The sequence below is a fragment of the Methylocaldum sp. 14B genome (assembly GCF_002005105.1).
In the GTDB taxonomy this organism is placed as follows: Bacteria; Pseudomonadota; Gammaproteobacteria; order Methylococcales; family Methylococcaceae; genus Methylocaldum.
The window spans coordinates 1-26,373 of sequence record NZ_MSCV01000001.1; the positions used below are offsets into that span (position 1 = coordinate 1).

21 protein-coding genes are annotated in these 26,373 nt (G+C 58.6%); 4 read left to right on the plus strand and 17 right to left on the minus strand.

Annotated elements, in window-relative coordinates; genetic code table 11:
- The 15 genes from B2A78_RS00005 to cysT form a co-directional block, all read right to left on the minus strand.
- Positions 1 to 876 (minus strand): ABC transporter permease (locus B2A78_RS00005; RefSeq protein WP_205780623.1); only part of this gene is annotated, 876 nt, incomplete at its 3' end.
- Positions 873 to 1,592, minus strand: coding sequence for an ABC transporter ATP-binding protein (locus B2A78_RS00010; RefSeq protein WP_077727850.1), 720 nt, complete (start codon positions 1,590 to 1,592; stop codon positions 873 to 875). The genes B2A78_RS00005 and B2A78_RS00010, both read right to left, overlap by 4 nt.
- Positions 1,593 to 1,596: 4 nt before the next feature.
- A complete protein-coding gene (locus B2A78_RS00015; protein ID WP_240502347.1) occupies positions 1,597 to 2,730 on the minus strand; it encodes an efflux RND transporter periplasmic adaptor subunit in 1,134 nt (377 codons plus the stop codon).
- Positions 2,731 to 2,766: 36 nt separating this feature from the next.
- The gene (locus B2A78_RS00020) at positions 2,767 to 4,287 is read right to left on the minus strand and encodes a TolC family protein (RefSeq protein WP_077727852.1); all 1,521 of its coding nucleotides are present in this window, start codon (positions 4,285 to 4,287) and stop codon (positions 2,767 to 2,769) included.
- Between the two features lie 6 nt (positions 4,288 to 4,293).
- Positions 4,294 to 4,734 (minus strand): periplasmic heavy metal sensor, encoded by a 441-nt coding sequence (locus tag B2A78_RS00025; RefSeq protein ID WP_077727853.1) that lies wholly within the window; start codon positions 4,732 to 4,734, stop codon positions 4,294 to 4,296.
- Complete coding sequence (locus B2A78_RS00030; protein WP_077727854.1) at positions 4,731 to 5,162, minus strand: hypothetical protein; 432 nt, start codon at positions 5,160 to 5,162, stop codon at positions 4,731 to 4,733. Before B2A78_RS00030 ends, B2A78_RS00025 begins: the two co-directional genes overlap by 4 nt.
- 10 nt (positions 5,163 to 5,172) lie before the next feature.
- Positions 5,173 to 5,865, minus strand: a complete 693-nt coding sequence (locus tag B2A78_RS00035; RefSeq protein ID WP_205780624.1) for an RNA polymerase sigma factor — start codon at positions 5,863 to 5,865, stop codon at positions 5,173 to 5,175.
- A 167-nt stretch (positions 5,866 to 6,032) separates the two neighbouring features.
- Positions 6,033 to 6,842, minus strand: coding sequence for an RMD1 family protein (locus B2A78_RS00040; protein ID WP_240502348.1), 810 nt, complete (start codon positions 6,840 to 6,842; stop codon positions 6,033 to 6,035).
- 19 nt (positions 6,843 to 6,861) lie between these two features.
- Positions 6,862 to 7,266 carry a DUF1992 domain-containing protein gene (locus B2A78_RS00045; RefSeq protein WP_077727855.1) on the minus strand — a complete coding sequence of 135 codons (405 nt, stop codon included), beginning with the start codon at positions 7,264 to 7,266 and terminating at the stop codon, positions 6,862 to 6,864.
- A 17-nt stretch (positions 7,267 to 7,283) separates the two neighbouring features.
- On the minus strand, positions 7,284 to 8,069 hold the full coding sequence (locus tag B2A78_RS00050; RefSeq protein WP_077727856.1) for a ParA family protein: 786 nt from the start codon (positions 8,067 to 8,069) through the stop codon (positions 7,284 to 7,286).
- A gap of 437 nt (positions 8,070 to 8,506) precedes the next feature.
- Positions 8,507 to 9,868 carry a chromate efflux transporter gene (gene chrA, locus B2A78_RS00055; protein ID WP_077727857.1) on the minus strand — a complete coding sequence of 454 codons (1,362 nt, stop codon included), beginning with the start codon at positions 9,866 to 9,868 and terminating at the stop codon, positions 8,507 to 8,509.
- Positions 9,869 to 10,158: 290 nt separating this feature from the next.
- On the minus strand, positions 10,159 to 10,749 hold the full coding sequence (locus B2A78_RS00065; RefSeq protein WP_077727859.1) for an alpha/beta hydrolase: 591 nt from the start codon (positions 10,747 to 10,749) through the stop codon (positions 10,159 to 10,161).
- A gap of 13 nt (positions 10,750 to 10,762) precedes the next feature.
- A complete protein-coding gene (locus B2A78_RS00070) occupies positions 10,763 to 11,857 on the minus strand; it encodes a sulfate ABC transporter ATP-binding protein (RefSeq protein WP_077727860.1) in 1,095 nt (364 codons plus the stop codon).
- A gap of 106 nt (positions 11,858 to 11,963) precedes the next feature.
- Positions 11,964 to 12,842 carry a sulfate ABC transporter permease subunit CysW gene (gene cysW / locus B2A78_RS00075; protein ID WP_077727861.1) on the minus strand — a complete coding sequence of 293 codons (879 nt, stop codon included), beginning with the start codon at positions 12,840 to 12,842 and terminating at the stop codon, positions 11,964 to 11,966.
- 19 nt (positions 12,843 to 12,861) lie between these two features.
- Positions 12,862 to 13,683 carry a sulfate ABC transporter permease subunit CysT gene (gene cysT / locus B2A78_RS00080; RefSeq protein WP_086134954.1) on the minus strand — a complete coding sequence of 274 codons (822 nt, stop codon included), beginning with the start codon at positions 13,681 to 13,683 and terminating at the stop codon, positions 12,862 to 12,864.
- 1,539 nt (positions 13,684 to 15,222) lie between these two features.
- On the opposite strand from cysT, the gene B2A78_RS00085 reads away from it, so the two are divergent.
- The 4 genes from B2A78_RS00085 to B2A78_RS00100 all read left to right on the plus strand — a co-directional run bounded on the left by B2A78_RS00085 (position 15,223) and on the right by B2A78_RS00100 (position 24,303).
- Positions 15,223 to 16,557 carry a glycosyltransferase gene (locus B2A78_RS00085; protein WP_077727863.1) on the plus strand — a complete coding sequence of 445 codons (1,335 nt, stop codon included), beginning with the start codon at positions 15,223 to 15,225 and terminating at the stop codon, positions 16,555 to 16,557.
- A complete protein-coding gene (locus B2A78_RS00090) occupies positions 16,557 to 18,494 on the plus strand; it encodes a polysaccharide deacetylase family protein (RefSeq protein ID WP_166642502.1) in 1,938 nt (645 codons plus the stop codon). The genes B2A78_RS00085 and B2A78_RS00090 overlap by 1 nt, the downstream gene beginning before the upstream one ends.
- A 738-nt stretch (positions 18,495 to 19,232) precedes the next feature.
- On the plus strand, positions 19,233 to 23,288 hold the full coding sequence (locus tag B2A78_RS00095) for a tetratricopeptide repeat protein (RefSeq protein ID WP_077727865.1): 4,056 nt from the start codon (positions 19,233 to 19,235) through the stop codon (positions 23,286 to 23,288).
- Between the two features lie 79 nt (positions 23,289 to 23,367).
- A complete protein-coding gene (locus B2A78_RS00100) occupies positions 23,368 to 24,303 on the plus strand; it encodes a hypothetical protein (RefSeq protein ID WP_077727866.1) in 936 nt (311 codons plus the stop codon).
- Here B2A78_RS00100 and B2A78_RS00105 read toward each other — a convergent pair.
- Positions 24,217 to 25,074: an EAL domain-containing protein gene (locus tag B2A78_RS00105; RefSeq protein WP_077727867.1), complete on the minus strand. Its 858-nt coding sequence runs from the start codon at positions 25,072 to 25,074 to the stop codon at positions 24,217 to 24,219. The two genes, B2A78_RS00100 and B2A78_RS00105, sit on opposite strands and share 87 nt — an antisense overlap.
- Before the next feature lie 243 nt (positions 25,075 to 25,317).
- Entirely contained in the window at positions 25,318 to 26,361 is a 1,044-nt protein-coding gene (locus tag B2A78_RS00110; protein ID WP_077727868.1) for a sulfate ABC transporter substrate-binding protein, read from the minus strand.
- Between the last annotated feature and the right edge of the window lie 12 nt (positions 26,362 to 26,373).

A 26,373-nucleotide genomic window follows, 5' to 3' on the forward strand; every position in this document is an offset into this window, starting at 1 on the left:
CGATACCGAGGCAATGGCGCCCAGCATGACCGACATGGTGCGGGTGGTTCCGGCGGCGGTCTGGGCGAGGGCGGTCAGGTTGCGGACCGTGAAATCGTCTTCCTGGCCCGGCCGGATGCGGTGCCGGGTGCGCAAGAGTTCGATCAGGCTTTTCTCCGCGCGCGGCATCGCTTCGCTGGAGCGGGCTTTCGCCATGATGAACCGGACCATCCCCGGGAACGGATTGCCGAACAATTGGCGCTGCGCCGTCGTCAAGGGCACCATCGAAGTGTCGTCCTGATCGCGTCCGTCGAGACTCTGCCCTTTGGGTTCCAGGACGCCGACAACGAGGAACGGGCTGTTCTTGACGCGGACCGTCTTGCCGACCGGGTCCTCATTGCCGAACAGGTTTTGAACGACGGTCTGCCCGAGCACGATCACCCGCGTCGCCGAGCGTACGTCGCTGTCGGTGAAGACGGTGCCGGAAACCGGATGCCAGTCGCGCACTTCGAAATAGGCCGGGGTGGTGCCCATGATGGAAGTTGCCCAGTTGTTGGGGCCGTAGATCACTTGCGCGATGTTGGAATAGGCGGGTGCGACCGAGGCGATCTCGGGCAGTTCGCCGATGGCCTGGGCATCGGTGACGGTGAGGGTGGGCACGGTTCCGCCGCCCATGCGCACGCCGCCCGAGGTCGACGAGCCCGTCAATATGATGAAAAGATTGCTGCCCATCGAGGCGATCGCTTCGCTCACCATGGCCTGGGCGCCCTGTCCGATCGCCATCATCAGCACCACGGCGCCGACGCCGATGATCATGCCGAGCATGGTGAGCGCGCTCCGCAGCCGGTTGGCGCCCATCGCCTGCAGCGCTTCTTCCAGTAAGGTGCCGAACATCATGAATGTACTCCTCCCAGAATCTCTTCCACCGGACCGTCCTCGGCGATATGCCCGTCCACGACATGAATCAGGCGCTGGGCATGGCGCGCCACGTCGGGCTCGTGCGTCACCAGGACGATGGTCAGGCCCTCGTTTCGATTGAGTCGTTCGAATAAAGCCATGATTTCTTCGCTGGTATGGGTGTCCAGATTGCCGGTGGGCTCGTCCGCCAGAATCAGCTTCGGCGAATTGGCCAAAGCGCGGGCGATGGCTACCCGCTGTTGCTGTCCGCCCGAGAGTTGCGGCGGCCGATGGCCGACACGGTGGCCGAGGCCCACTTCTTCGAGCAGCTTCCGCGCGCGCGCCTCGCGCTCTTCGCGTCCCACGCCGGCATAGAGAAGCGGCAACGCGACATTGTCCTCGACCGTCTTCCGGGGCAGCAGGTTGAAGCCCTGGAAGACGAAGCCGATGGTGCGGTTGCGCAATGCGGCCAGTTCATCCGGCCCGAGTCGGGCGGTATCGGTGCCGTTCAACACGTAACGGCCGTCGCTCGGAATGTCGAGGCAGCCCAGGATGTTCATCAAGGTCGATTTGCCGGAGCCCGAAGGCCCCATGATGGCGACGAACTCGCCGGCATCGATCGTGAAGTTCAGACGATGCAGCACGGGTACGGTTCCGGAATCGCCGACAGGATATGTCTTGACCAGATCGACGACTTCGATGAGTGACGGAGGCATACCCTTAATGCATCCTGACCCTAAAGGAGCCGCCGGTACCGCCGCTGCCTCGGCCCGAATCGGCAGCGTCTTTTCGCTGGTCTTCGGTGACCAGCGGATCGTCTTCCTTGAGATCGCCTTCGACCAGTTCCACGAACTTGCCGTCGGCGATACCGGTGCGCACCGGGACAGCCACCGGATTTCCTTCTTCCAAGCGATAAACCGCCTTCCCCTTGGGCTTGGGGGTTTTCGTCTCTTCTGCGCCTTCCGTCGGCTCGTAGCGTAGCGCGGCCACCGGCAGCCTGAGTACATTCTTGCGCTCGTCGACGACGATGGTGACGAAAGCCGTCATGCCGGGCATCAGGATCTCGTCAGGATTGTCGACATCGATTACGACGTTATAGGTCACGACGTTTTGGAGAACCTGCGAGTTCAGACGGATCTGGCGCACGGTTCCGACGAAATCCCGTCCCGGAAACGCGTCGACCGCGAAATGTACGGTTTGGCCGACTCTCACCTTTCCCACATCCGCTTCGGCGACCGTGGTGTCGATCTGCATCTTCTTCAAGTCCTGGGCGATGGTGAAAAGGGTAGGGGTCTGGAAGCTCGCGGCTACGGTCTGGCCCACATCCACGTTCCGCGACACCACAACGCCCGATACCGGCGAGACGATCACGCTGTAGCGCAGATTGGTCTCGTCGCGATGCACCTGAGCGGTGGCGGCGGCCACTTGCGCCCTGGCCGCACCCAACGCCTGTATCGCCGCATCCAATTCGGCGCGGGAGATATAGTCCTGCCCGAACAGGGCGCGAGCACGCCGCTCGTTGGCCTCCGCCAGCTGCAAAGATGCGCGGGCATTGGCCACGTTGGCGCGGCTCTGATCGAGCTGGGCGCGGAACAGGGCCGGGTCCAATTCGGCAAGCACCTGGCCTTCGCGGACTCGATCGTTAAAGTCGGCGTGGAGCGTCTGGACCGTACCGGACACCTGGGTGCCGACGTTGACCAGCACCACGGGATTCAAGGTTCCATTGGCGGAAACGGTTTGCTGGATATCGCCCCGGGCGACCGGAGCCGTGCGGTAGGCGGAGGCATCGGCGGCATGCCGGTTCTTGTTCCACAGTACGAATCCGCCGGCGACCAGGGCCAAGATGAGCAACAAGATTAAGAGTTTCGAACGCGACATCATGAACCTTGATTAAGGGAAATTGGTCTTTTTTTCCACCGCCCGCGAACTGGCGCCGATCTCGGTCGGATCCAGAGCGCCTATCGCCTGCGCGAGGCGGGCTTTGCCGATGTGCCAGTTATAGCGGGCCTGGACGTGCTGCAAGCGGGCATTGGCAAGATCGGCTTCGGCGTTCAGAAGTTCCAGAATGCTGCCCGCTCCGGCTTTATAACGGCCCAAGGCTACCTTTTCCGCCTGGGTCGCGCTTGCCAAGAGATCGTTCGTGCTGGACAGCGTTTCCCGCGTGGTATTCAAATCGAAATAGGCGCGCCACACGTCGAGAGCGATCGTTTGATCCAATTGATCGCGGGTGGCTTCCTGGACCGATACCTGTTCCTCGGCGCTCCGAATCTGGTAGGTATTGGCGAATCCGGTGAATAGCGGCACGCTGAGTTGCAGACCGACCGACCAGCTTTGGAAGCTTTGCGAGATGCTGGAATCGCTGTAGGCGTAATTGCTCACCAGCGAAACAGTCGGCAGGCTGCCCGAGCGCGCCGATCTCACATTCGCCTCGGCCGCTCGGACCTGGGCCTCGGCCGCAGCCAAATCCGGACGCAACGCTTTCGCTTCTTCGATCAAGGCTTGCACGTCGCGTTCCCGTTCCGCATCCGGCTCGATGAAGGCGGGCGGCTCGATGTCCAACGACGCATGGGGCTTGAGGCCCATGGCGTTGGCCAGAACTCCCAAGGCATTCTGCGCGTCGCCGGTGGCTCTCTGGCGGTTGAGTTTGGCTTGCGCGTAGGCGGTTTGAGCTTGCAGCTTGTCGGCGAGAGCTGCCGCGCCGACCTCGTAACGAAATGCCGCCGCCTCGAATGCTTCCTCGCTGGACCGTTCGGAAGCTTCGGTGGCTTCGAGCGCCGAGCGGGCCGCGAACAACTGGTAATACGCTTGCACTGCGGTGAATAGCACGTTCTGCAGCGTCGATGCGTGGCTCCAGTTGGCGGCATCGAGCGCCGCCCGCGCATTTTCCAGTCGCGCGGATCGGCCGCCGAAATCGAACAGCAGATAGTTGAGGCTTACCGAGGGCGTGATCCGGAATTGTTCCCTGCCCCCGAAGGTTCCGCCACTAACCCCCGTTCCCAGGGGGAAGCCTTGCAATTGGCTTTGGGATACGCTTCCGGAGCCGGTCTGGCCGTATGAGGCCGTGGTGTTCAGGTTGACGGTAGGGAGGTAGGCGGCTTCCGCCACACCGAACTGGGCCGCCTGAACCCGTGCGTTCGCCCAGGCTTGGCGGGTTTGCGGATTGTGGCAAAGCGCCTGGTCGATGATTTCGAGCAAGGACCAGGCATGGCCGGCGCGTGCATCCGCCGGGCAGGGATCGCCCAGTCCGGGTTTCCGGACCGATCGCGCCGGAGTCGGCGCCACGGCTTTGCGAGTGTCCAGGGGATCTTCGAGAAACGGCGGACGTTCCGCCGCCGGCAAATCGTCGGCCAAGAGCATGCCGGCCAACAATAAGAATCTCAGCCCGGACGCGGGGCGTGGTCTGGCATTCATGCGTTCTTAGCGTTCGGGTTTTTCGAGCAAGCGCCGGCGTCCCTCACCCGATAATTCGGGCGCGGCCGTCAAGATCACCGTGTGCAGCGTGGTTTGCAGGGCGGTCATAGCATGGTCGCTTCGCTCCAATGCCGCTTCGAGAAGGTGCCGGTCGAACGGCTCGGCTTGGAGCGTCCGTCTGACCTCGTCGCGGGAGGCGCGCACCGCCTCGATGCGAGATACGAGTTCCGGCCGCTGCGCATCGAGGATGCTGCGGAACGTCGAGGCATCGTGCTCCGGCAATCGTGACGTGAACCGTTCTTCGAAAGATTCGATCGACAACCACGGACGCCGGTGCGTGTGTTTATAGGTGCCGACGCCGAGCCAGGCTGACAGAAACACGTTGAGTAGGAGCGAGCCCAGAAGAATCCAGGCGGTGGTTCGGGACGACAAGCTGAAAGGCTTCATCGATCGCTGAAATCCTCTTGCATGGGGGTAAGGGCAGCCGTGTTGAGCCAGTCCTCGGAGGTCGTGCCGTTGATTCCGCCGTACCAACCTAAAAGACAACCCATGATGAGCGCGAGACCGAAGGTGGCCACGCCCGGCCAATACGACGCAAACGGCCAAACGACGATGTCGGTCGGCGGCGCGATAGCGGAAACGGGCTGCTGCGGCAATGCGAGGGCTCGTTGGCAGATATGTTGCGCAAGCTGCTCGGATGGCGTTTCGATGCGCCAGAGATCGAGCAGACGGTCGATGCGCTCGGCCTCGGTGCGTTCTGCTCGAAAGCGCGAAGAGCCCGCCAGCCGGCGCCAGATCCCATGCGGCTTTGTCGGCCAACGCCGGGTATCGGCGCCGAAGGCGGCGAAATGATGTTTGAGGCGGGTCAATAGCATCGGACTCCTCCTAAGTTCGGATCAATGGGGCCAGACGTTCGCGTAGTGTGCGGCGCGCCCGGACCAGCAAAGCTTCCAAAGCGCCCACCGAGATCTCGAGAATTTCGGCGGCTTCGGCATTGCTGAACCCCTCGTAATAACACAGAACCAGGGCGCTCCTCTGGCGCATCGGCAGTTCCTCGACCGCCGAGGCGATCTGTTCGGCCTGCTGTTGCTGAGTCAGCACGGATTCCAAATCTGCGGCTTGGATAAGCGGTTCGTCGTCGCCCCAGGGCTCGTATCGGTCCCTGCGGCGGCGATCGATGCACAGATTGACGACAATCCGTCCCAACCAGACGGCGAAAGTGCCTTTTTGCGGGGACCACGCCGCGGCGTTTACCCAAACCCGCAGAAAGGCTTCCTGCACAACTTCCTCGGCCTCGGCCGATACTCCGCTGATCCGCCGCGCCAGCGCATACATCCGGGGAGTATGGCGATGGACCAACAACGAAAATGCGTCGTGATCGCCTTGAGCGACCCGACTCATGAGGATTTCGTCGCGGATCGATGCGGTATCGCCGTTCTGCTCCTGTCGGCGGGACTGAAATCCGGTTCCGGATGTCATGATCGAGCAGGACAAATCGTTCACGACCAGTTGCTGTTTAGGTACGCCGATTCGATCGGAACGGCGGTGAGTGGATCGGCGTCCCCGATAGGCGAGCATCGTAGGTCGGCAATCCTTTGCCGACGCATGTATCGGCAAAGGATTGCCGACCTACCAAAAGAGATTGGTACCGGGGAAATTCGCGAAAACGCTTTCATATCTCTATATACGCAGGTACGGGAAAAAACCTGCGCGCGCTGAAATATCGGAAAACGGGGGCAGGACGGTCAGAAGAACTTCTCGTGCAGAGACAGGATGACTTCCATCACGATGAGAATGACGATGTACCACTCCACGCGGAGCGTCTGGCGGCTGTTGACCAGGTCCAGATAGGTTTCGGCGGTGCGGGAGATCAGTTCCAGCTTGCGCGATAGCGCCAGATCCCGATCACGCAGTTCGTATTCGTAGGCCAGCCTCTCATAAAGGCGGTCGAGTTCGATGTCTTCCCAGGTGATTTCCGGCTTTTCGGTGACTTCGACGCGGCCCACGGTCCGGGTCAAAATCAACAAGACGTTGCCGATTTCGTTGAGTATCTCTTTCTTGTCCCGGGCGGGGCCTAGGCCCTGGCTCAGGCGTTCCGCCAGCCGCTCGACGCGGTCGAAGACCTCTCCGACGCTGCGTTCGTAATAACCCAGCACGCAGCTTTTCGCCAGCACGTGGGCGACGACTTGCAGCCGGCCCGTAGTCGCTTCGGTAAGACTCAATCGCCCATTTGTATCGAAGCGCTCGGGCCGGTCGGGATCGATGATGATGTCTACCTCGTCCGATTCGGGGTGCGCAAACGGATTTTGGACCGACGGTGCCAGGCGCTCGAGGATTTCCGTTTCTTCGGATCGGGTGAGACCGACGAGCACGACGACGCCGAAGCGAAAAATGAGGCTGTAACCCCTTGGACCCACCAGCATGGTCAGCGGTCCCACGGCGAGCCGGCTGCCGCGCTCCAGATCCCGAATATCGATGCGGGTCCCGAGAAACCAGGCCCGTGCGCGTAAAAGTTGGGCGGCTTCGGTCGCCTTTTGAATGTCCTCCGTTTGCACCGGCTCTGGTCCTTATAGGCTATTCATCGCGTTTCGAAGCGGTATGCCGCTCGCCGAATTTTTCGGCGACCTGCTTGTAATAACGGTCGTGCAGCGCCAGGTTGCCGCCGCGCATTTCTCCCAGCCGCTGCACGAGCAGATGCAGCCGATTTAAACCCTCCCGGTATTGCGCCGATGAATCGTCGCACAGCTCGATCAGTCGGCCGACGTCTTCGATCTCCCGCCGCAAACGCACTTCCTCGGGAACATAGCCGGCGTTCTTGAGAACCCGGTACGCCATGCGCAGATCGGCAGGCACCAGGGCCAGTTCCTCTTCGTCGGGTACGGGTTTGCCGGCGCCGGGCAAATCGTTCAAATCGCCGCGCGCGATGGCCTCCCGGATTTTTTCTTCCGCGATTCGATCGAGAAATGCGAGCGTACTCATGGGGCTATGGAAAAACCTTAGTGATGCCTCTCGTGAATTTCCCGGTGCAGTGCCTTGTATTCCTCGGAGAGTTTGTGCTCCGGCGCGTAATGGATCAGCGGCTTGGATTCGCTATGGGATTCGCGCACCTTCACCGAGGGCGAAAGCTTGGTCTGCAATACCGGATGGCCTTCCGAGATCAGCTGGTTGACCAGTTGCTGAGGCAAATTGGCGCGGCCCTGGAACTGGTTGACGATGATGCCTTCGATTTCCAGCGCGTCGTTGTGGTCCGCCTTGATCTCGCCGATCACGGCCAGCAGGTTGTACAGCGCTTCCCGCGAAAAGGCGTCGCAATCGAAGGGAATCAGGCAGCGCCGGGCGGCGATCAAGGCCGATCGGCTGTAGAAGTTGAGTACCGGCGGCGTGTCGATATAGATGCGCTCGAATTCGCCGAGAGCATCCAGCGCCTCGCGCAGCTTGTAAATCTTATAACGGGATTCGAGCCGGCTCTGCAGCGGTTCCAATTCGGGATGCGAGGGCACCACATAGAGGTTAGGGAACGGCGTTTCGTGTATGGCGCTATCCAGCCCGGTGTTCGGGCTCTTGCCGAACAGGTTCAGGCTTAAGGTGTCCTTGAAGAAGTGGGCGATGCTGGCGTCCGGATCGGCCACCTTCTGGCCCAGCAAATAATGGGTGGAGTTGCCCTGGATATCGAGATCGACAACCAAGGTTTTCTTGCCTTCGGCGGCGCTGATGGCGGCGAGATTGCAGGCAATCGTGGACTTACCGACGCCCCCCTTTTGATTGAAAATAACGCGGCGCATAGAAGTTCTCTTGATGGATGGGTAAAAAATATCCAGAAAAGTATAGAGAACAATAGCATCCGATAGCTAGGGAAACCCCGAACAAATGAGGAAGCCGTTTGTGTCCGGCCTGCGTCTCGCACCCTTCCAATCGCAAACGGACCTTTAGTCGGTCCCTTCCAATCGCAAACGGACCTTTAGTCGGTCCCTTCCAATCGCAAACGGACCTTTAGTCGGTCCCTTCCAATCGCAAACGGCATCTCTGGGAGCGCCAGAGCTGCCCTTCCGACAAAGCCCTTCGCCGAGCCGATACGTCGGCAAGGGATTGCCGACCTACATATCCGAATCCCTTACACCGATTCGGAAAACGCTCTCTGGGAGCGCTAGAACGACCCTTCCAGGAGCGCCGGAGCCACCTTTTCAATCGCAGACGGTCGCTCGGAAATGCCGAAACCCGATCAAAGAACCGCGAGCCGATAAACGAGCCCCGCCATGGCACAAATACCGATCAGAGGAATAACGCCCAGCTTGAAGCGGAGCAATGCCGTCGCCGAGGTTAGAGCGATTCCCACGGACAGCCAATCGACAGGGCCGTTCAGGCCGTTGGGCCAGAACAGGTGATAAGCGAAGAACACGGCAAGATTCAATATCACGCCCACCATGGCGGCGGTTATGCCGGTCAGGGGCGCGGTGAACTTGATGTTGCCATGGGTCGCTTCCGCCAGCGGCCCGCCCAGCAGGACGAGCAGAAACGACGGCAGAAACGTGAAATAGGTCGCGATCACCGCCCCGGCGGCACCTCCGAGCAAGGGCGCGCCGTCGATCAAATCCTTACTCCAGCCGGCCAGGAAGCCCACGAAGGTAACCACCATAATCAAAGGACCCGGCGTGGTTTCTCCCAATGCCAGCCCATCCATCATTTGGGGAGCGGTCAGCCAGTGGTAATGCTCGACCGCCCCTTGATAAACGTAAGGCAGCACCGAGTAGGCGCCGCCGAAAGTCAGCAGGGCGGTTTTGGTGAAGAACCAGCCCATCTGAACGGCATCTCCCTGCCAGCCCCGATCCTGATCCAGGAGCGCCAGGATTCCTCCCCACGAAATCAGTCCGACGATCGCCAGGGCCATCAGCCTCGGCCGGGACAGCCTGGCGTGATCCGGCGTCGGCGTGCGGTCGTCTATGATCGATGGACCGAAGTTCTTGTCGGGGTTGCCGTGATCATCCGCGGCCCGGAAAAATCGCGGTGCGAGACGTCCGCCCAGGGCACCCAGCAGGGCCGCAGCCAGAATGATGGCGGGGAAAGGAACGGAGAGCACCGAAATGGCAAGAAAGGCCAGCACGGCGATGCTCCAAAGGACGCCGTTTTTCAGTGCCCGTGAACCGATGCGATAGGCGGCGAAAACCACGATCGCCACCACCGCCGGCTTGATGCCGTAGAGCACGCCGGCAACCGCCGGCAGACTGCCGAAAGTCATGTAAATCCAGGACAGCAGGATCAGAATGGCCAGAGAGGGCAGGATGAACAGGACGCCGGCGGCGATTCCGCCTCTGAGGCCATGGAGCAGCCAGCCGATATAGGTGGCCAGTTGCAAGGCTTCCGGCCCCGGCAGGAGCATGCAGTAGTTGAGGGCATGAAGATAGCGCCGCTCCGAAATCCAGCGCCGCCGTTCCACCAGTTCCTGGTGCATGATGGCGATTTGCCCGGCTGGCCCCCCGAAGCTGATGAAGCCCAGTTTCAGCCAGAACCGCAAGGCTTCGCCGAAGTTGACGGTGGGATTTTCGTTTGTAGCGAGGTATTCGATCGGGCCGTTTTGCTGATCCATTATTATCCGAGAAACGGCAGTTGGACGTGACGGAGTGTGCGGCGGGCGGGTCGCCTGGCAAGGCGCGACGCCGCCGCGGGGTAGTCTCCCGCAAGAAGGAGCAACGCCGCCAGGTGGCCCGCCCGCCGTGCAATCGGGTGCGTAGCGGCTTCACCCAAAAGGTGAGATTGATGCAGGGCGGGACGTTCAGGATTCATCGGGCTTTTCTGGTGCATCGAAGCGGTCAACTGCCGTTTCTAGGATTATTGGTGCCGAAACCTTGGGCGACCCAATAACGGCCGCGACATATTTTAACCGTCAATCAACCGGCGCAGCAGTTCGAATCCTTCTTCCCAATCGTCCAAGCCGCTCGATGCATTGATATGTCCGCACGGCGCGATCTCGACAAGTTGGCTGCCCCAAGCCGCCGCACAGCGCCGAGCGTAATCCGGGCTGCCGTAGGGATCGTCGGGACTGGCGACGACCGTACTCGGGAATGGGAGGTTCATGCGGGGCACCGGCGAAAAGCCTACGGCGCCACTTGGAAAAGTCGCCAAAGAGGGATCGGGAGGTGCGACCAGCAATGCGCCATGAATCGAACGCCCCATCTGCTGGGCCCAGTGGGCAACGAGGAGACACCCCAAGCTGTGTGCAACGAGTACGGTGTGCGGTCCGGATTCCGATACGGCGATTTCGAGTTGCTCGATCCAGTCGCCGCAAACCGGATTATTCCATTCTTTTTGTTGAACCCGGCGGAACTCGGGATGCTTGATTTCCCATCGGGTTTGCCAGTGTTCGGACCCGGAGTTGCCGATACCGGGAACTATGAGTACCGGGTTTTGAATGCGAACCTCAACTATCGGTACAACGTCTCGTCGGATGGGCGCAGGTCGATAAGCCATGTCGATTCCCCGGCTACCGATTGACGGCTTCCAGCGTCGTTTCCCGCTTCGTGTTGCCGTCGAATGTCCTAAGGCGCTTCGGCTGTAAGTAAACTTTATCGCCTTCGCTCAAGCCTTTGCGGCCGAACTGGTCGCGGGTCAGTTCGACTTCCACGGACCCGCGATCGTCGATGCGTTCCAGTTCGATGCGCACGGTGGCTCCCAGCGGACGGATATCGCGTATCTTGGCGGCGATGGTGCCGGTGCCGCCGCCGTCTCGCAGGATCTCGATTTCATGGGGCCGTACGTAGAAGATCGCCGATTCCGGATGATCGGAGCCGCCGGTGAGGTCCACCTGGGTTTCGCCGATGCGGGCATGGCCGTCGTGGACGCGACCGTGGAACAGGTTGACGTCGCCCAGAAAGTGGTAGACGAAGGGCGTTTCCGGGTGGTCATAAACTTCGTCGGGCGTCCCGATCTGCTCGACCCGGCCCTCGTTCAGCACCACCACGCGGTCGGCCACTTCCAGAGCCTCTTCCTGATCGTGGGTGACGAACACGCTGGTGACGTGCAATTCGTCGTGCAAACGTCGCAGCCAGCGGCGCAAATCCTTGCGGACCTTGGCGTCGAGTGCGCCGAACGGTTCGTCGAGGAGCAGCACCTTGGGTTCGACCGCCAAGGCTCGGGCCAAGGCGATGCGCTGGCGCTGGCCGCCCGACAACTGGCCGGGATAACGGTCGGCCAGCCAATCCAGCTGCACCAGGTTCAGCAAGTCGTGTACCTTGCGCCGGATTTCGCTTTCCGAAGGTCGCTGACCTCGCGGCCGGACCCGAAGACCGAAGGCGATGTTCTCGAATACCGTCATGTGGCGGAACAGGGCGTAATGCTGAAACACGAATCCGACTTGCCGTTCCCGTACGTGGCGGTTGGTCGCATCCTCGCCGTAAAACAGGATAGAGCCCGAATCGGGTGCCTCCAGCCCCGCGATGATGCGCAGCAAGGTCGTCTTGCCGCAGCCGGAAGGCCCCAAGAGCGCCACCAGTTCGCCGCTGCCGATGTTCAAGGTAATGTTCTTAAGAGCCTTGAATCGGCCGAAGGATTTTTCCACGTCGTTGATTTCTATGCTCATATCGGAGTGCTCCTGGATTTTTGTAGAGCGGCTTAGCAGGGATGGACCTTCTGATTCGGCGGGTTACGCTTTCGGCGGGTTACGCTGCGCTAACCCGCCCTACGACCTACGATCGATCGACGGTCTGCTGTTTGATGCGCCATTCGAGAATGCTCTTGGCCGCCAGCGTCACCAAAGCCAGCAGCGCCAGCACGGAAGCCACCGCGAACGCCGCGGCGCTGTTGTATTCGTTGTACAGAATCTCCACGTGCAGCGGGATGGTGTTGGTCATTCCCCGGATATGGCCGGACACCACCGATACCGCGCCGAATTCGCCCATGGCGCGCGCGTTGCAGAGAATCACGCCGTAGAGCAGGCCCCATTTGACGTTGGGCAGGGTGACGCGCCAGAAGGCCTGCCAGCCGGAGGCGCCCAAGACGATCGCGGCTTCCTCTTCCTCGGTGCCCTGCGCCTGCATGAGCGGAACGAGTTCGCGGGCTACGAACGGAAAGGTGACGAAAATCGTGGCCAGGACAATGCCGGGGACGGCGAAGATCAGCTTGATGTCGTGCTCTTGCAGCCACGGGCCGAGCCAGCCCTGGAGTCCGAACAGCAGCACGTAGATCAGTCCCGAGACCACCGGCGATACCGAGAACGGTAGGTCGATCAGGGTCATCAACAGGCTTTTTCCCGGAAATTCGAATTTGGCGATAGCCCAGGCGGCAGCGATGCCGAACACCAGGTTCAGCGGCACGGCGATGGCCGCCGCCAAGACCGTCAGCCACATGGCGGAAAGCGCATTGGGCTCGATCAGCGCGGCTCCATACGCAGCCCAGCCTTTGCCGAGGGCTTGGGTGAATACGACGGTCAGCGGCAAAAACAGAAAGCCGAACAGAAAAGCCAGGGCCAAAGCGGTCAGCAGCCAGCGGACGAGCGCCGGCTCGCGATTCGTACGGCTGGCGGTGCGGGTTCGGCTGATCGATGAAGGGAGGGCAATCGAAGACATTTGGTATTCCTTGCAAATGTTAAGCGCGGCGCAGTTGGCTCCAGCGCTGGAGCCCGTTGATGGCCAGCAGCAGGCCGAACGATACGATCAGCATGGACACGGCCAAGGCCGTGGCGCCGGCGTAGTCGTACTGTTCCAGCTTGGTGATGATGAGGAGCGGCGTGATTTCCGAAACCATAGGAATATTGCCGGCGACGAAAATGACCGAACCGTATTCGCCGACGGCGCGGGCGAAGGCCAGGGCAAATCCGGTCAGGAGCGCCGGCAGCAGCGTCGGCAGGATAACCTTTTGAAAGGTCTGCCAGCGATTGGCGCCGAGGCTGGCCGCGGCTTCCTCCAATTCGGTCTCGAAATCCTCCAGGATCGGCTGAACCGTGCGGACGACAAAGGGCAGGCCGATGAAGGTCAACGCGAGAATCACGCCCAGCGGCGTGTACGCGATCTTGATCCCCAAGGGAGTAAAGATCTGGCCGATCCAGCCCTTGCTCGAATAAAGTGTCGCCAGCGCAATGCCGGCCACGGCGGTCGGCAAGGCAAACGGCAAGTCGACGAAGGCGTCCACGAGCTTTTTGCCGAAGAAGTCGTAGCGGACCAGAACCCAGGCCACCAGCAGCCCGAATACGGCATTGATGCAGGCACCGGCCAGCGCGGCCCCGAAAGTCAGCTTGTAAGAGGCCAAAACCCGCGGGGCGGTAATCACTGTCCAGAATCCGTCCCAACCCAGCGTGGCGCTCTTCAGAACCGTTGCCGAGAGGGGCACCAGCACGATGAGACTCAAGTATGTCAACGTGAATCCCAGGGTTATCGAAAAACCGGGCAATACTCCATGTTTTTTCAGCATCGCCAAGAGAGCTCCCATCAGGTGTGAGGTTGTTTGCTTGTACGATAACAGCGCACGGTTATTCTCAAAAATAATAAAAATGCTTGTTATTATAACCAGAAGTCATTATTGGGCAGGTACAACCGGCCAAGGTCACTCAATGAAATCGACCTGGCTTGGCTATCTGATCGCACGGCAATTGGAGTGTCACCTTGCCGCAGAAATTTCGGAAGCAGTTTTGGCTCAACGCAGCCGCATGGGTCGTATGAGAGATTCTTGGCAGCGCGATGATCTCGCCCGCCGGTTGTGTGGGACACGCTACCGAGCGGGTGAGAGCGATTCGTCACCGCAGGCACAGGTGCCTGGTCCTCGTGCCGACGGTAGATCCGTCCGGGCTTGGTTTGCTTCCACCACCGGCACGATCCTATGGGCATGTTCTCGTGACAGGCGAACCGGCGGTGGAAGAGCCACCGCTTGCGCATTGATCTGAGTCTTCAAAGCATCATAAAAAAAAGCAAGGGTTCCGCCGCCCCGGTGTCAGAAAATTTTACAAGTCATGGGCCGGTCGCCGGTAGCGCATTTGCTATCACGAAATTAAGAAAAATCAAACTTTTACGAAAGATCAGGTCAGGTTTTTGGCAAGGCTGAGCTTTCAAAGCTAACTGCATATCAGGTTTCTACGAAACATCGAAGGATCCGGATGTTTCAGGGACTTTACGGCGCCAATTTCCGTGTTACCTAGAAAGTGTATTGAAGAACAAATAGATGAATGTCTGGCACAAAAATTGACTGAACTGTGGCAGCGTCTGGAAAAGGCGCTTTGTGCGCAATCCGGCCGTTCATCTTTTATTAGGATTGCGTCCCGGCGAGGGGCATTCGTCGAGCGAGACTCGCGGATCTCAAGGACGCGGCCGGGCGAAATAATCGGCATTTGCTGTCTTCACGCCTACATACCGACAAGGATAAGGATGATGTCGTATGAAAACGATTGCAGGAAAAGTACTAGCCCGCATTTCTCACACCCCTTCCAATCGCAAACGGGCCTTTAGTCGGCCCCTTCCAATCGCAAACGGTCGCATCGGGAGCGCCGAAGCGACCCTTCCTACTGCGGACGCCGCCCAATCGCAAACGGTCGCTTTAGTCGCGACCCTTCCACTTACTGTGACACGCCGTCTTTGCGCTACGCCATCCGGCTGCGCACAAAGTCCAGGGCAGCCTTCCTTGGCCGCCCGCTCAGCGGGCCCATCCTTCACCGGAGGATGGGCTTCTCCGCCTCGCCCCTCTCGCTGGCTCGACGTAGTGTCAGCTACGCCTTCGCCGTCGCTCAGTCCGTGCGGCGCGCCACAGCGGCGTCTCGACGCCCTCGCGACGAAAGGGTGTGAGAAATGCGGGCTAGTCTGGTGGTCCTCAATAGCGCGAGCGTCGCCAGGTTTCAATCAAGCTTATTGAAAAGCTGTCTCGATTTCCCGATCGGGTTTTGATCGGCCTCGGCCCACCACATCGAGGCTTTCGACATTCCGCTATTGCTGCCGGTCAATAGCTGTTTTAAGGAGAAAACGAATGTCAACAACGGAATATTTCCTGTCTTTAGAAAGTTTGCCCGACCAGAATATTCAGCACCCGACTAATCCTGAATCTACGGGATTTAACCGCACATTCATTCGTCTGATCGCAATAGCATTGATAGCGTTATGCATGGCGGTCGTATTGGGGGTACGCTGGAGCAATTTTACCTATTACTGGTACCAGCCGTTCGTGAATGCCTACTCGATTACGGTTGGAGTATTTATTATTTCGCGCTTCGTGCTTTCCGTTTTTTATAAACCGCCGAAGGATGTCGGTATAGCGCCTACAGTCAGTATCATCATTACCGCTTTCAACGAAGAAGAAGCGATTTACCGAACTGTCGAATGCTGTTATTCCGTCGATTATCCGCCCGAGAATTTCGAAGTGATTGTCGTCGACGATGGATCGACCGACGGTACATTGAGGGAAGTCAGTCGCGCTCAAGAACGCTGGCCGCAACTCACGCTGGTGTCCTTCGATCGCAATAAAGGGAAACGCGAGGCGATGGCGGCCGGAGCCCGCGTATCGAGCGGGGAAATCCTGGTTTATGTGGACTCGGACAGTTTTGTCCGGCGAGATGGGATAAAAAAAATCGTCCAGGGCTTTGCCGATCCCACGGTCGCCGCGGTAGCCGGACATACCGAGGTCGCAAACGTCGCAGAAAATGGCCTCACCCGGATGCAACAGGCACGCTACTATGTGGCATTCCGAGTTATCAAGGCCGCTGAGAGTATATTCGGCGCCGTTACCTGCTGTCCCGGTTGTTTCTCCGCTTACCGCCGTAGTTGTGTGATGGAGGTTCTCGATCGCTGGCTCAACCAGCATTTTCTCGGCGTTCGCGCTACCTTCGGAGATGACCGCAGCTTGACCAATATGCTGCTGCGCAAATATCGCGTGATTTACTCGGGAGAAGCGATTGCTACGACTATCGTCCCCGAAAAGCATCGGAAATTTCTCAAACAGCAGCTGCGCTGGAAAAAGTCGTGGTTCCGAGAAAGTTTAATCGCCGCGACTTTTATGTGGAAAAAACCTCCGCTTGCAGCCGTCGCTTTTTATGCCCAATTGCTGTTCCCGATAGTGGCTCCCATCCTGATACTTCGTATGTGTCTATGGCTGCCGATCGCCAATAACGATTTCATATCGCCGATGGTGTACTTTCTCGGCACGGTAATGATAGGGCTTATGTTTTCGGCTTATTACCTTTTCTGGAAATCCGATAGAAACTGGATTTATGGCCTTTATTTTACGATTTATTACATGATCTTCTTGGTTTGGCAGATGCCGTATGCGATTGCCACTCAGCGAAACAACGGATGGGGGACGCGGTGATGGCCACGAAGCAAACAGTTGTCGTAAGCGAGTTTCCCAGCAGCGCGCACCCGGTCGGACATTGGCGCAATCTGTTTTGGTGGATAGCCTTGGCCGTCACGGTGACAGCGATTCTGCAAGGTGTGGAATACATGTCTAGCGCGTCGTCCTCACCCCCGCCGGCCCCGATTATGGCTGGACAGGAGAGAGAAGCGTTCGTCGCGCTGGTGTTCGGCAAGATCAGCTCCTCGCGCGACTCCGCGATTCCGACGGAGTCATTCCGGGCTGATATGACAGCTTTGAAAAAGGCCGGTTATTCCACGGTGCGGCTCGCACAAGTGCGCCGGTGGCAGCTTGATGACGAGGCTGCGCTGCCGGAAAAACCTCTGTTGCTGACATTCGACGAAGCGTACAGGGAAACCCTGGAGACCGCGGACGAGGTGTTCGCGTCCGTGGGCATGACGGGAGTCGTATTCGTCAATCCGAGCTTGCTGGATCAGGCCAATATCCACATGGTTTCTTGGCACAGACTCAAACAGCTGGTCAAGAGCGGTCGCTGGGAAGTGGGCGTATCCGGCTGTCAGGATTCCGGTGTTGGAGGCTTTACATCGACCGAAGTTCTGGCGCAGAGATACGCCCGAGAGCGCAAGGTACTGGAGCAGAGGCTCGGACAGCCCATTATCGCCGCGGATTGTTCGCGTGCCTGGAACGCGGATCAGAGCGGCGAAGCCGACATCTGGCCCCAGACCTTGAAAGCGGCGTCTCTTTCCGTGGGTTTTGTTACCGGTCTTTGGGGAGCCAACTACCGGGATGACCCCTGGTCCGGTCTCAGACGAATTCGGGTGTCGAAGGAGTGGAGCGAAGCGGATCTGCTCGCTCGGCTCGAAGCCCATGCACCGCGCCGGAAGCCTTTCATCGATCACTTTCAAGCCGCTCGTTCTGCCCCGGACTGGGTGGTGGACAGAGGCGAAATCGCCATCGAGGATGGCGCGCTTCGGGTGGCCAGCAAGGAGGGAGAGCAGGGGGCGCTGGTCATGCTCGGCGGCACGGAGCATTGGCAAAATGCCGGCGTGGAAGTGCAACTCGAGGGACAACCGCAAGGTCAATTTTGGATTTCCTTGCGGCAACGACAAGGCGAGCCGTTCGTCCGGCTGGGCGTTTCCGAGGGGCTGGCTCTGCTCCAGGCACGCAATAAGGACGGTAGCTTCAATCAACTCGCGAGTCGGGAAGTGCTTTCAGGGACTATCACCTTAGCGTTGCGAGTCGTTGATTCCCGAGTGGTCGCATCGGTAAACGGACGTCCGCTGTTAAAGCGGCCGGCCGAGATGCCTGCGGGATCCGATTACGGTCCCTTAACGCTCGCGGTCTGGAACGAAAGCGATGAGGATCCGGCGGGCGCGGGCAGCGCATCCGTGCGCCTGAACTGGGTAAAGGCAGAACCGTTGCCGCAAAAATACGGGATCGTGGCCGCGATACCCGGGGCAGCCGCCTGGACAAAGCTTCGCCGCGAAGTCGATGATCTTTACATGCTCAGCCCAAAGTATTTCACCTGGGCGAGCGGGGGCACGCATAAAGAGGTAGAGAATCGCGACCTTGCCGTGGAGATCTTCGCCCGCCATCATCGGCTCAAGTTTTTGCCGGCCTTGATCCTTGAGGACAACATTCGGTCATCCGAGACCGTCGCGCTGGCCGAGCAGGCATTGAATTGGGCGGCAGACCCAGCATTCGACGGCCTGAACATCATCATGAAACGCTCCACCGCCGGGGATCGGCAATCGAAAGACTTTCTCGCCAATCTCGACGCGCGCATGGCGGCGAAGGGCAAGATCTTGGCCGTCACCATGGTTGGCGACATAGGGCAGGACGTATTCTCTCTCAGCCGCGACGACTTGGTGCTGGTGAAGGATGGGGGCAACATAGTCTCTGAAGATGAATATACCGTGGCTTCTGTGCCGTGACGGCAGTCGGAGCCACGGGAAACGTGGCGCAGAAAATTTCCAATGGCACAGATCTTGGCAAGCAGATGAAACAAATCATCGGATTCATCGTATTGGACAGCCAGCGGTAAAGTATGGCTATAATCGGATAGGCAGTCGGCTGGACACGGGCTGTCGGTACGAGTGGATGAGGGTAGCGGTGTCGGCTATCCAAGAAGAGGAGGTCAAATAATGAAAAGCTTGTCGATCTTAAGGACGATGACTGTGGGGAAGACTTCGGTTGGAGCAGTAGGCAGGCCAAGGAGGAAAAGGAAAGTACTGTCGATTCTCGATCTACCGCTGGCGGGGCTGCCGCCTATCGCAGCCGCCATACTCCTCGCCCGCGATGCCTCTCGCGGCGTCTCATCATTACCATTCTTATTCTCCGGGCGGGCACGCAATGTGCTGCCTCAGCGCACGCCCCCTGCCGCTGCGCGTCCGGTTTCCGGGGACTTTTGCCGGGCGGCGCCTCATGGATCGATTGCCAGCGTCCGGCGACGATCCCCCCGGCGATCTTGTATGACTTCAGCGCTCGGGATTCAGTGAAGTCCATCTCTGCGCTTGCGCATCCGCGGCGGCTAGCCGTCGCGGATGCGCAAGCGAATGACAACGGCCGGATTGCCGTTGGCTTTTCATCGCTGTGTGATGCTTGCTGTATCCGCGCGGTGAATCCGGCTCCGTTGCTCGATACGAATTCAAACTAAGAAGAGTCAGCGTGTGATGTTAGGGAACTGTCATTTCTTCGGCCCGTCGGCCGCAAGCCTCATCTTCGAACGTGTATTGCTCAGCCTGATCGCCCTCGTATTCGCGGCCGCAGTTACAGCAGAGGAGTCGACTTCCGAATCCGCCGACACGGTTTTGAACCGTGCCGATGCGCTCTATTCCGAGAAGAAGTATGAAGACGCTCGCCGCGAGTACGAGCGGGCGATCGCGATCGATAAAGGCTCGGTGGCGGCTTGGCGGGGGCTCGCTTGGAGCTATTGGGCGCTGGGCGAGAAGACGCGTGCTTATAAAATCTGGACGGATCTTTTCGCGGCCTTTCCCGACGATGTGTCGATTCTGTTGGCTTTGGGCAAGGCCTGTGAGCAGGATCGCCATTGGGACCGGGCGCTTGATTATTATTCGCGGGTAATGAAAAACGATCCGGAAGAGGAACAGGCTCATCTCGGAAGGGCGCGGATTTTTTTGGCCCAGCGAGCGTATAAGCCTGCCGAGCGGGAGATTCGGGCCGTGATGAAGCGTGCTCCTGCGGATGCCGCAGTGAGCTCGCTTCTTGCCGATGCCTTGATAGGCCAGCAGCGGTACAAAGACGCCGAGGAGATCTTGAGACCCTTGGTAAAGGCGGAACCGGTGCCGGCAAACCAGCGGCGTCTTGGCCACACCCTGGCCGAGCTCGGCCGATATGAGGAAGCGGCCGAATATTACAGAAAATGTCTTCAGATTCAGCGTGACGATGATTTGGTCGCGGGTTGGCGTCAGTTGGGCTCAAAGCTTAGGCGGCTCGGACAGCATCAGCGGGCCTATGAGATTTGGCGCGGTCTTTTGAAGGATTTTCCGGGCGACGTACCGACTCTTTTGGCGTTCGGCCGGGCTAGCGAGCAGGACCAGCTTTTGTCTCAGGCGCTCGATTATTACGCGCAGGTGGTGCAAAAAGCACCGGGGGACGAAGCGGCGCACCTCGGCAGAGCAAGGATTTTCTCGGCGCAGAAGGATTATGCTTCGGCCGAGCGAGAGATCAGGTCCATCCTGGATCGCTCGCCCGAGAATGTGGAAGCCAAACTGGCTCTCGTCGAGAACTTGACCTCTACCGGAAATCGGAAGGAGGCGGAGGCCATTTTACGATCGCTGGTGGAACTTGATCACGCCCCCGAGCATTTGCGCCGCCTAGGCACCCTATTGGCCGATCTCGGGAGAAATGAGGAGTCGATTGCCTATCTGAAACAGAGTCTGCAGGCTTCGCCCGACGATTATCTGGCGACATTGGGTCTTGCCCACGCGTATTGGAATGAGCATCGGTACGATGAAGCCGTCGAAGTCCTGAAACGCTATTTGGCAGCCCATCCCGAGAAGGATGTCGCCCGCGCGAGGCTCGCCGAGCACTATACCGCGCTCGGTAATTGGGAGCGGGCGGAGTCGGAGTGGAGATTCCTCGTTGCCAAGCATCCGGAAGACAGTAAATGGACAATCAGGCTTGCTCGGCTTCTGGTTTGGGCAGGGCGTCATGAGGACGCGGTACGGCTCGCCAAGCAGGTCCTCGAGCAAGAACCGGACAATGTAAATGCCTTAGGCCTGATTGCAGATGATGCCGTCTACTCCGGAGACACCGAGGCTGGCGTTCGCTGGCTTACGCGGCTGACCGCCGTCGCGCCATCTCCGGACCGGTTGATCCAGCTCGGAAATCTGCATCTTGAACTGGCTGGGCGCCTCGACAAAGAGGGTAAGCAGGAGGCTTCTGCCATTCATTACGCGGTGGCGCTTCAGGAATTCGAGCATGCCGTGGCACTGGATCCGATCAAGAGCGGAGGGCCGATAGAGCTCATAGAGGCAAAACGTTTGCGGGGACAGATCGCCGAGGCCGTCGAGCTCGCCGAACAGCTTCATGCGAAGTATCCGAATTCTGGCCGTACGCTCCATCAGCTGGTCAATGCGTATTGGGGGCAGGGCGATTTTTCTGCCGCGCGCGATATGCTTGAAGTGATGGAACCGCTATATCCGGGCAAAGTCACCCTACAGCAGAATCTGGCCAAGTTGACGTTTTATAGCGGCGAACAGGGCCGCGCATTGGAGGCGCTGAACGCACTTTATGAAAACACCGAATCGCCGAGCATTCCGGTTCTTCTCTATCACGGTATCACCGGCTCGAATCGAGAGGATACGGTGCCACAGAGGCAATTCCGAGACCAGCTGATCGCGCTCAAGAAGGAAGGTTATCAATCCATCACCATGGATCAGCTTCTCGATTTTCTCGAGAAAAAAGATGTGAATCTGCCCCCTAAACCGATACTCATCACCTTCGATGATGCTCGCTCGGACAGTTTTCGGAATGCGGATCCGGTTCTCGCGGAGACCGGATTCAAGGCAACGATGTTCGTGCCGGTGGCGGATGTTGCCACCCGCGGCGCCTATACCGTCGCCTGGCCGGAAATCAGGCGCTACTTTGCGACGGGACGTTGGGATATGCAATGTCACAGTACCGAAGGACAGCACTATGTGCCCGTCGATAAGGACGGCCATTTGGGAAGGTTTCTGGTCAACCGAATGTGGCTGGACGGGGAGGGCCGACTGGAAACCTATGAGGAGTACGCCGCTCGGATCGAAGCGGATTATCGCGACTGCCGGGATGTTCTGAGTCGGGAAGTGCCGGGTTCGAAGATTATCGCCTTTTCGTTTCCCTACAGCGACCAAGGACATAAATCGCTGTCCAATGAGCCTGCCGCTTTCAAGCTCAACCGGGAGCTTCCGGAAAAATATTTTCGGATGGCCTTTCACGTGGAGAATGACTATCTCCTGACCAGGAATTCTCCTCGATTCTATCTCCCACGGTTTGAAGTTCCGCGCGAGTACACCGGAAACGATCTTGTTGCGCGCTTGAAGGCCATTGATCCTATCGCATCGACCTCTAATGAGTTGGCGTTGCTTTACGCCAGTGCGGGCCGATATTCGCAAGCCATGGAGATCTTCGATCGGTTAGGGCGGGAAGGGGCGATGGACGATGCGGAACTGCTCGTCAGGACGGGAAAAGTGCTTCGGTGGAGCGGAGATCATGCGGGTGCTCGCGAGCGTTTGGAGAAGGCGGCGGTTCTTCGTCCGAATGACCCGGTGATTCGCTACGAGCTAGCCGAGCTAGACCGCCGTCTCAGACCCATTATGCAAATCGAGGGACTGTACTTTGAAGACAACTCGGATCGGTCGTACTTCAGCATTGCGCCATCCGTGAATTACGGTATTTCGGACAGACTTTCCTTCTGGGGCTATTACAGATACATCGATTTCGATCAGACCGTCGATTTGAGGCCGTCAGGAACGGGCGGAGCGCCGGTGGAAACGGACTTTCAGGCGGTAGGCCACCAATTCGAGGGCAAACTGCGGTATGAGCTGAACGAGCTGGGGCCGCGTTCGGCGATCGCATTTTCGGCGGGGGCTGCCGGTTTCTCGAGCCGATCGTCTCCCGCCGGTTCCCCAGACTCCTCTCCGACCTACCCGTTGGGCTCGATTCATTTCAATACCGGCATAGGCGATAACGTCGATTTCTCGATCGGAGCCGATCACAGCTATGTCAACACGGCGGGCGCCATAGCCAACCATATCTCGTTTTTCAGGGCCGTAGGCGGATTCAAGCTCAGGGCCTTGGATACGCTCAGCTTAGCGGCCAACCATTATTTCTTCTCTTATAGCGATAACAACGAGCGTAACCGGACTGAAGTTCTTATCGAAAACAGGTTTTGGAAAGATCCGGACTTTAGCATAGGCGCACAGTTCACCTTCGACGATACGCGTAAAATGAGCGACTTGTTCTGGACACCGGACAACTATTTCGGATTGATGGCGCCTTTCAGCTTAAGAACCCGGCTCGGCGATGCCGTCTCCGCAGAGGTCACCGTGGCTCCGGGTGTTGGCAAAGAAGCCGGCACCGATTTTAGTTTTCAGCTGAGTGCGGGTGGCAGTGTCAAATGGAACGTGGCCGACAACTTTAGTTTGTATGTAACGGCTTCGAGGTACGAGGCTGCGACCTATTCTAACTTTGCTGCCATCGCCGGCGCCTTGATCGAGTTTTGACACTCATTCCGACGGGCTGTATCTGAAGGATTTTTATCGGCTTCAAGGGACAATTGACTAGGAATAGGATCAATCAGACATGGACGCAGTGAGCTTGTTCAAACCTTTAACCATGTTCGTTGCCGCGGTCGGGATGATTGCTGCACCTTCGGCCTCGGGATTTTCGGACGGATTCGATAGCGATGTCGTGCTTTATGAGACGGCCGACATGAGCGACAGTAACGACAACGATTGGTGGCTGAACTCCGGGGCCTATTTCTACCGGTCAGGCGGAATAGGAATGACCGTGCAGGGAAAGCTTGCCGACGATGATCAGTGGCGGTTGCTGTATGCCACGACCAATCCGGTCGATACCGATGATGGGTATCGGCCACAAAATATATTCCGCCTAGTCACACGATCGAAATTCAAGAATTTTACTCAACAAGTCTATTTCAATATCGAGCGGATCAATGCGTCGGGTAGTCCGAATCGGAACGAATCCAATGGAGTATTGTTTTTTCATCGATATCAGAACGGCGATAATCTGTATTACGCCGGAATACGTGTCGATGGTTATGCGGTAATCAAGAAAAAGCTCAACGGGAAATACTATACGCTGAAAACCGTAGGGATCTATCAGGGGGGATATGACCGCGTTTCTAAACCCAATCTTATTCCTACCAACCAATGGATTGGTTTGAGAACGGTTATATCGGACAATGCTGCCGGCAATGTCATCATTGCGCTTTATCTGAATGATCCTCTACTCGGGGCCGACTGGACCAAGGTGCTCGAGGTCGAAGATACGGGCTCCCCGGTCGCTCCGCTTCTGAACGAGGGTTATGCAGGCATCCGTACCGATTTCATGGATATCCGATTCGATCATTACGAGGCGATCGAGAAACAGGATATGGCCGACGCCGTCCACCGCAACGAGAGCACGACGCTATTCCGTGCAATCGGCGAGGCTCCGCTCCACCCCCCGAACGGCATTCCGTTCGTAGTAGCTTCCTTTGACCAAATCGGCCTGTAGCAGCTTCGCCACATCGGCATCGGCCTCGCTGTTGACGCCCTCGATCAATAACTGCGTATCAAGGCGGCGAACAGCCGACAGCAGGGAAGAGCGCCGTCGGTAATTCTCGGCATCGCGGGCCAATTTCGGGAAAAATCGGGTGTCGAACCGCACGAAATCTGGCGTGAAGCGGTAGAGGAATTCGATGCAATACCGTTCGAGGAAGCTTTCGCCTGCGCGGTCGTCGAATTTGATCGCGGTCGAGTAGCCGCGGTCGCGGTAGTTTCTCAGCCTTTCGAGCAACAGAATCAGATGGCGGTCGTAGATCGGGCTGACTTGCAGCGTGATGACCACGCGGCGGGTCGAGAGGCCGCAGCGTCGGATGATCTCTTCGAAATAAGCGCCATGGTCCCGTTTCACGGCGAGGACATGGCGCGGGTGCACGTGCAGGAACAGGTGTCCGTCCTGGTGGGCGACCGGCAGGTAATTGAGCATGTGAACCGTGCGGGTCAGGCGGTCGAGGTTCACGATGTTGAGAGCTTCATCCGCGGCCGAGCTGTGAAGCGGCCGATTCGAACCATTCGTCTCGTCCGGTATGAACGAGGATGCGTCGTGGCCGATTACCAGCGACGGCGATTCGGCAAGCCGCACCGGCTGGAGAATACTGCCGACATGCAGATCCCCGAGATATCCTTCGACCCGCGTACCTTTAAGCCGGAGCGGCGGACTGTTAAGTCCTTGCTCTTCGGTGAAGCGCTGATTGAAATATTCCACGAGTTGTCGCAGAGGCATGGGAAAGCTCCTTTGCATAAGGAAGCTCTGAACAAGTGGATTCCGTTCATGGTTCGACAAGCTCAGGACAGGCCTGTCGAAGGACTTAATCAGAGATTCCATAAAGTAACCACAGAGGCGGCAGACGGTCCCGGTCTGCCAGCGGGTTTAAGGCTCCCGCGGTCGGCAAGTAGGTCTGGAATCCTTTCCCGACGCTGTTGTCGGCAAGGGATTGCCGACCTACTCAGGCAAACCGGAAAACGCTTAGCGTCCTGAGCCGTAAATCTGATCGAACACGCCACCGTCCGAGAAATGTGTCTTTTGGGCTTTGTTCCAGTCGCCGAAAACGTCGGAGATCCTGAACAGTTCGATCTTTTTGAATTGATTGCCGTATTTGGCCAGGATCTCCGGATCGCCGGGCCGATAGAAATGCTTTGCGGCGAGATCCTGGCCCTCCTTGCTGTAGAGATATTCCAGATAGGCTGTTGCGAGCTCTTCCGTGCCGTGGCGCTTGGCCACCTTATCCACCACCGTAACCGGCGGTTCGGCCAGAATGCTGAGGGACGGCGTGACGATCTCGAACTTCTGTCTGCCGTATTCCGTGCTGCTGGATCGGCTGTATTCCTTGAGTATCAAATGGGCTTCGTTTTCCCAGGTGACCAGTACGTCGCCGATTTCCCGCTCGGCGAACGTAACGGTCGAGCCGCGCGCTCCCGTGTCCAATACCGCCGCATTCTTGTAGATCTTCTGCACCAGGTCCTTGGCGGCTGCCTCGTTTCCGTGCTTTTTCAGTCCGTAGCCCCAGGCGGCGAGATAGATCCAGCGGGCGCCGCCCGATGTTTTCGGATTGGGCGTGACCACCGAAACGCCGGGCTTGGCGAGGTCGTCCCAGTCCTTGATGCCCTTGGGATTTCCCTCGCGCACCAGGAACACCATGGTGGAGGTATAGGGGGCGCTGTTATTGGGCAGACGCGACTGCCAGTTTTCCGGAATCAGCTTGGCTTTTTGATACAACTGGTCGATGTCGTAAGCCAGGGCCAGCGTCACCACGTCCGCGTCCAGCCCGTCGATTACCGCGCGAGCCTGCTTGCCGCCGCCGCCGTGGGATTGTTTGACGGTAACCGTGTCCCCGGTCTTCTCGCGCCAGTACTTGGCGAAGGCCGCGTTGTATTCTTCGTAAAACTCGCGGGTGGGGTCGTAGGAGACATTAAGCAGGCTGACGGCGGCGGCTTCGGTGGTGGACGAAGCGGCCAAGGCCATGCCGAGCAGAGCGGTGTTCAAGGTGTTTCTTAAATTTTTGAGTGTCATGAGGCTGGCTCC